A 6,000-nucleotide genomic window follows, 5' to 3' on the forward strand; every position below is an offset into this window, starting at 1 on the left:
AACTCCTATAATTTCCCTTGGCTCTTATCTTTGTCATTATACCAAATCCGTTTTTAATCGTGTGATTAACTCCCAAGTTATGGATTGTTTTTTCCTACTTCCCACTTCCCCTATACCTTTTAAAGAGGATTATTATTAGCTATAGATTTGCTGCTTGAGCAAATATGTTCAGCGAGCATCACTCCCGTTAGAGTGAGATAAGATTAAGATTAACTCTTATTCCTCACCCTAACTACTAGAAAAAACCGGCAATTAAATTACGCACCTTGCCGTAATTTATCCAAAACCGATCGATCCTCTAGAGTAGAAGTATCACCGGAAATCTCTTGACCTGATGCTAAAGTTCGCAAGAGACGACGCATAATTTTACCCGATCGCGTTTTTGGCAGTACATCGGTAAAACGGATTTCTCCCGGTCGAGCAATAATGCCAATTTCCTTGACAACGTGATCCTTTAATGCTTGCGCTAACTCCTGACTCGCTTCATAATGTCCCTCCAGAGTCACAAAAGCATAGACTTCTTCCCCTTTAATTTCATCCGGCCGTCCCACCACAGCCGCCTCTGCTACCGCGGGATGAGATACTAAAGCTGATTCGATCTCCATTGTCCCTAAACGGTGGCCAGAAACGCTAATTACGTCATCAACGCGCCCCATTACCCAGAAATAACCGTCCTCGTCCCGACGGCTACCATCTCCAGCAAAATAGAGATATTGGCCATCTTTGGGGGCAATCTGTTCCCAGTAGGTATTGCGGAAGCGATCGGGATTTTTATAGACTGTTCGCATCATACCGGGCCAGGGATGTTTGACCACCAGATAACCCCCCTCATTCGCTTGGGTGGGATTGCCCTCTAAGTCCACCACTGCGGCGATAATACCGGGAAAAGGTAGGGTTGCTGACCCCGGTTTGGTGGCAATTGCCCCGGGTAGGGGAGTAATCATAATCCCCCCGGTTTCCGTTTGCCACCAAGTATCGACAATCGGACATTTTTCCTTACCGATAACCCGGTGATACCACATCCACGCTTCTGGGTTAATCGGTTCTCCCACGGTTCCCAGTAAGCGCAAAGAGGATAAATCCCGGCTATTGGGGATATCTTCACCCATTTTGATAAAAGCGCGGATAGCAGTGGGGGCAGTATAAAAGATATTAACCCGATATTTCTCGATTACATCCCAAAAACAACCTAAATTAGAGGGACGGGGAACCCCTTCATACATTACCGTGGTTGCACCATTGGAAAGCGGTCCGTAAACGATATAACTATGGCCAGTAATCCAACCCACATCGGCAGTACACCAGTAAACATCGGTGTCTTTCAGGTCAAAAATCCATTTGCAGGTGACATGGGTGTAGAGATTATAACCGCCGGTGGTGTGGACGACTCCTTTCGGTTTGCCGGTGGAACCACTGGTGTAGAGGATAAATAACATATCTTCACTATCCATCGGTTCGGCCGGACAATTAGCAGATACCTGTTTTTGTAGATCATGCCACCAGTAATCGCGATCGGCAACCATATTGATTGGTTCCTTGCTGCGCTGAACAACGAGAACTTTTTCCACACTGGGGGCGCTATTATCGGCTAGAGCCAGATCTACCTGTTCCTTGAGGGCAACGACTTTATCCTTGCGGAAACCACCATCGGCAGTGATTACCACCTTAGCGGCCGCATCATTAAGACGATCGCGCAAAGCATCGGCACTAAATCCCCCAAAAACTACACTGTGGGGCGCGCCAATTCTGGCACAGGCTAACATAGCGATGGCCGCTTCGGGAATCATCGGCAGATAAATTCCGACCACATCGCCTTTTTTAACGCCTAATTCCTTTAAAGCGTTGGCAAATTGACACACTTCTCGGTGTAACTGTTCGTAGGTAATGGTGCGGCTGTCTCCCGGTTCTCCTTCCCAGATAATGGCGGCTTTATTGCGTCTCCATGTCGTGAGATGTCTGTCAATACAGTTGTAACAAATATTAATCTTGCCGTTGACGAACCATTTAGCAAAGGGGGGCTGCCAGTCAAGAACCTCTGACCATTTTTCAAACCAATGTAATTCTTTTTCGGCTAATTGGGCCCAAAAAGCCTGGGGATCGGCCTTGGCTTTGGCGTAGAGTTGCTGGTATTCTTCAAAGCTTTTAATTGTGGCATTCTGAGAAAATTCGGCACTGGGAGGAAACAGCCGATTTTCCTGTAGGATCGATTCGATCGCTATTTCTGTCATACTGGCAAACGAAATAAATTATCTTGCGATCCAGATTACCTTTTTCGGTTCCCCCCGTAACCCCGGCAAGCAATTCTTTAAGGCTATTTTAGAATTGCCCGATCCCTGACTAGCGATCGCCATTTGGCCCCAAGTGTTACAGAGTTTAAAGTTATGTCACCGATCGAGCGATGAACAGATCGCTGTAAGGTAAACTAACCGATAAACCCGAAATTTAACATGGAGAACACTCGGTAAGGAGTCATAATTCAATGTCTCATAGCGTTAAAATTTACGATACCTGTATCGGTTGCACCCAATGCGTTCGGGCTTGTCCCCTCGACGTGCTGGAAATGGTTCCCTGGGATGGCTGTAAAGCTGCCCAGATTGCCTCTTCCCCCCGCACGGAAGACTGTATTGGTTGTAAACGTTGCGAAACGGCTTGTCCGACGGATTTCCTAAGCATTCGGGTTTATCTCGGAGCAGAAACCACCCGCAGCATGGGTCTAGCCTACTAGGCCCAGCAATCATTCTGTGTTTAACATTTAGCGAAAACTAATCTTGTTAAGAGGACTAACCAGTCCTCTTTTTTTGTTATACTCCCTTCGCTAGTGAAGATTTTAGTTAGGGTTTGCGGCAAAAAGTACGGGCGAAGCATTCGGATAGAAAATCTACGGTTTCACCGATAAGTTATTGCCCGAATGCTTCGCCCCTACAGGACGCAATCGCCGATCAAGATGCAAGGTTTTTGAGTCACTAGCTTTAAAATCTTGCACCTGCCTCGCCAAACAGGCCCCAAACCCCTTACCTCGTCTATATTTCACATTTATTCAGCAAACCCTAGTTAGGTAATTCTCCAAAAAGTTGACGATATTTTTGCAGTTTTGCCTCCATTTCTACTAACTGCTGATTAGCCTGTTCAGCCCGTTGCCGTTCATTTTCAGCCCGTTGCTTTTCCTGCTCCAGTAGTTGATTAATTTCGCTGTAGGACAAAAATTGAGTACCATCAGGACGATAAATTTTTAACTCGTCGGTTAAGTCAAACCGAATGCCTAAACGGGGACTCACCCAATTATTAACCTCACTAACACTGTCTAAACTGTCACCAATTCGCTGCCAAGCTTCTAGACTATTATCATCGGGATCATAGACGTAGTATTCTTGGACTCCATAGCGATCATAAAATAGCAATTTTTTGGCCATTTCGATGGAGGTGTTACTGGGAGAAAGAATCTCAAAGACGACTTGAGGAGCAAGATTATCTTCTTGCCATTGTTTGTAGGAACCTCGATCGCCTTTCGGTCTGCCAAATACTACCATCGTATCAGGAGCGGCGGCAATTTTGGGCTGGCCTTCCACGGGATACCATAACAGATCCCCCGCTACAAATACCTGGGGATCATCGATATATAACCAGTCGATATTCTGCTTAATCGTTACTATCCAGTTAAATTGTTTAGTATTATCTGCCATCGGTTTACCGTCGCTCTCAGGATAGATAATCTCGGTTTTGTTAACTTGACTAACCATGGGGAATACCTGCCGAACTCATTGGGCTATTTTTATTATATAATAAACTTGAACTAAGTAAGGAAAAGACCAATCTTGATTTTAGAACTACAGCAAGTAAATTTAGCTATCCGACGCGGCAGTGCTTATCTGTTAGAAGATATTACTTTTGGCATCAAGCAAGGAGAAAAGTTAGCTATTGTCGGAGCATCTGGGGCAGGAAAAACGACTCTTTTACGATTGTTAAATCGTTTGCAGGAACCCAGCACGGGAAATATTTATTTTCACGGTAAATCGATTAAGGAAATACCGGTTATTTCCCTGCGACAACAGATAGTTTTATTGCCACAAGAGTCGAAATTATTAGGGATGACTGTTCGAGATGCTCTCGCTTATCCTTTGCAATTAAAAAAACTTACACCTGCCGAAATTAATCAGAGAATTGACCATTGGACATCCCTATTAAAAATTCCTCAACAGTGGTTTGAGCGCGGGGAGTTAGAATTATCTTTAGGACAAAGACAATTAGTGGCAATTACCAGAGCTTTGCAGTTAGAACCGAGCATACTGTTATTAGATGAACCCACCTCTGCTCTAGATACAGGCACGGCCACCAGGTTATTAGAAGTATTAAATAATCAAAGGTCAATGACGATAATTATGGTCAATCATCAACTAGATTTGTTAGAGGAATTTGCCGAGAGAGTTATTTATCTAGAAGCGGGAAAAATTGGTTCAGATTGCCGCGCCAATCAATTAGATTGGTTAGGGTTAAAAACTCAGTTAATTGATTTAGAAAAATCTCGACAAAGTGACAATTGGTAAGATTAACTTAAAATTGCTGCGCCCTCCTGAAAAACTAATAATTCTCCTGAATTAATCGTTGTCCAAACTTCATTATCAGTTAAGGGAGTAGTGGCAATAATTGCTACTTGATCGCCGGGATGAGCTAAAGCTTGAAAATCAACGCTCACATCTTCATCAATTAAATGAGCGGCGGCAAAAGGATACTGACGGATTATATAGCTTAATTTCGTCGAACAATGGGCAAAAAAATGTTCACCATCGGATAAAAGATAATTAAAAATTCCTTGACAAGCGATAGAATTTGTGATAGTTTTTAGGACTTGATAAAGTTGCTCTAGGGAAGGTTTGCCCTGGGGAAAAGTCTCTCGCAGGGTATTAAGAATTAAACAGAAAGCTCTTTCCGAATCTGTGTCCCCAACCGGTTGATAAAAATCTCCCGCAGCCGGTGAGAAATTTTCTAAATTACCATTATGGGCAAAAACCCAATATTTCCCCCACAATTCCCGCCGAAAAGGATGACAGTTTTCTAGTTTAATTTCTCCTTGGGTAGCTTTGCGAATATGGGCGATAACATTGGTAGAATGGATCGGATAGTTTTTAATTAATTCCGCAATCGGAGAAGCGATCGAGGGTTTAACATCAATAAAAGTTCGACAACCTAAACCCTCAAAAAAAGCAATTCCCCAACCGTCTCGATGTTCGTCGGTTTTTCCTCCCCGCGCACAAAATCCCTCGAAGGAAAAACAGATATCCGTGGGGACATTACAATTCATGCCTAGAAGTTGACACATAGTTGCTTGAGTTTGAATATCAGATGCCGGCAAAATTACTTACTGCCAGCAGCCGTGACAGGAGACAGGAGAATTTTTTCCAGCTGCCTCTTGCCTATCCTAGCTAAGAAATTAATCTGGCACTAAGTAGCTAGGTGTTAAAAACTGTCAGACACCCCCCTTATCAAGGCTGACAGGGGGGATCAAACCCCCTCAAGGTAGGGTTGATTGTCGGTAGGTGTTAAAAACTGTCAGACACCCCCCTTATCAAGCTATCCATTAGTCAGATCTTTCTTAACAAAAAGAGAAGAAACTTAAAAAAAGGGGAAACGATTGATAGGTATAGTTTTGAAAGAAGGAATCAAGGTGGAGGTAAGCAAAAAAATGGAGAAATGGGCAGCCCAAGAATTACAATATGCAGACCTAGGGGACACCAGAAGAAAGAAAAGGTTAATCAGTATCGTGGAAAACTTGGCCAGCCAACCTAGTACAAGTGTGCCACAAGCTTCCGGAAATCTAGCCGCAGCGAGTGCCACCTACGACTTTTGGAATTCCCCCTATTTTCACCCCTCAGATATAATTGCCGCCCAGGCCAAAAGTACAGTAGAAAGAATCAAAGAACATCCAATAGTTTTGGCAGTGCAAGACACAACAAGTTTAGACTTTACGACGCAAAAAGCCAAAAAAGGAATGGGTTATCTAGATTA

The 6,000-nt window shown here is 43.8% G+C and carries 6 protein-coding genes; 3 read left to right on the top strand and 3 right to left on the bottom strand.

Annotated features, from left to right (window positions below):
• Positions 1 to 257: 257 nt before the first annotated feature.
• A complete protein-coding gene (gene acs / locus H6F92_RS17410) occupies positions 258 to 2,228 on the bottom strand; it encodes an acetate--CoA ligase (protein WP_190358870.1) in 1,971 nt (656 codons plus the stop codon).
• Positions 2,229 to 2,479: 251 nt separating this feature from the next.
• On the opposite strand from acs, the gene psaC reads away from it, so the two are divergent.
• Positions 2,480 to 2,725: a photosystem I iron-sulfur center protein PsaC gene (gene psaC / locus H6F92_RS17415; protein WP_002734319.1), complete on the top strand. Its 246-nt coding sequence runs from the start codon at positions 2,480 to 2,482 to the stop codon at positions 2,723 to 2,725.
• 322 nt (positions 2,726 to 3,047) lie between these two features.
• Here the strand turns inward: psaC and H6F92_RS17420 are convergent, their stop codons facing one another.
• Positions 3,048 to 3,737: a Uma2 family endonuclease gene (locus H6F92_RS17420; protein ID WP_190358871.1), complete on the bottom strand. Its 690-nt coding sequence runs from the start codon at positions 3,735 to 3,737 to the stop codon at positions 3,048 to 3,050.
• A gap of 75 nt (positions 3,738 to 3,812) precedes the next feature.
• Between H6F92_RS17420 and H6F92_RS17425 the strand changes: the two genes are divergently transcribed.
• Positions 3,813 to 4,541 (top strand): ABC transporter ATP-binding protein, encoded by a 729-nt coding sequence (locus H6F92_RS17425; protein WP_190358872.1) that lies wholly within the window; start codon positions 3,813 to 3,815, stop codon positions 4,539 to 4,541.
• Between the two features lie 2 nt (positions 4,542 to 4,543).
• Here the strand turns inward: H6F92_RS17425 and H6F92_RS17430 are convergent, their stop codons facing one another.
• Complete coding sequence (locus tag H6F92_RS17430) at positions 4,544 to 5,314, bottom strand: class II glutamine amidotransferase (RefSeq protein ID WP_190358873.1); 771 nt, start codon at positions 5,312 to 5,314, stop codon at positions 4,544 to 4,546.
• Positions 5,315 to 5,677: 363 nt separating this feature from the next.
• Between H6F92_RS17430 and H6F92_RS17435 the strand changes: the two genes are divergently transcribed.
• Positions 5,678 to 6,000, top strand: a 323-nt coding sequence (locus H6F92_RS17435) for an IS4/Tn5 family transposase DNA-binding protein (RefSeq protein WP_190357936.1), incomplete at its 3' end; no start/stop codon positions are given.

It is taken from the genome of Microcystis wesenbergii FACHB-1317 (assembly GCF_014696875.1).
Taxonomy (GTDB): Bacteria; Cyanobacteriota; Cyanobacteriia; order Cyanobacteriales; family Microcystaceae; genus Microcystis; species Microcystis wesenbergii_A.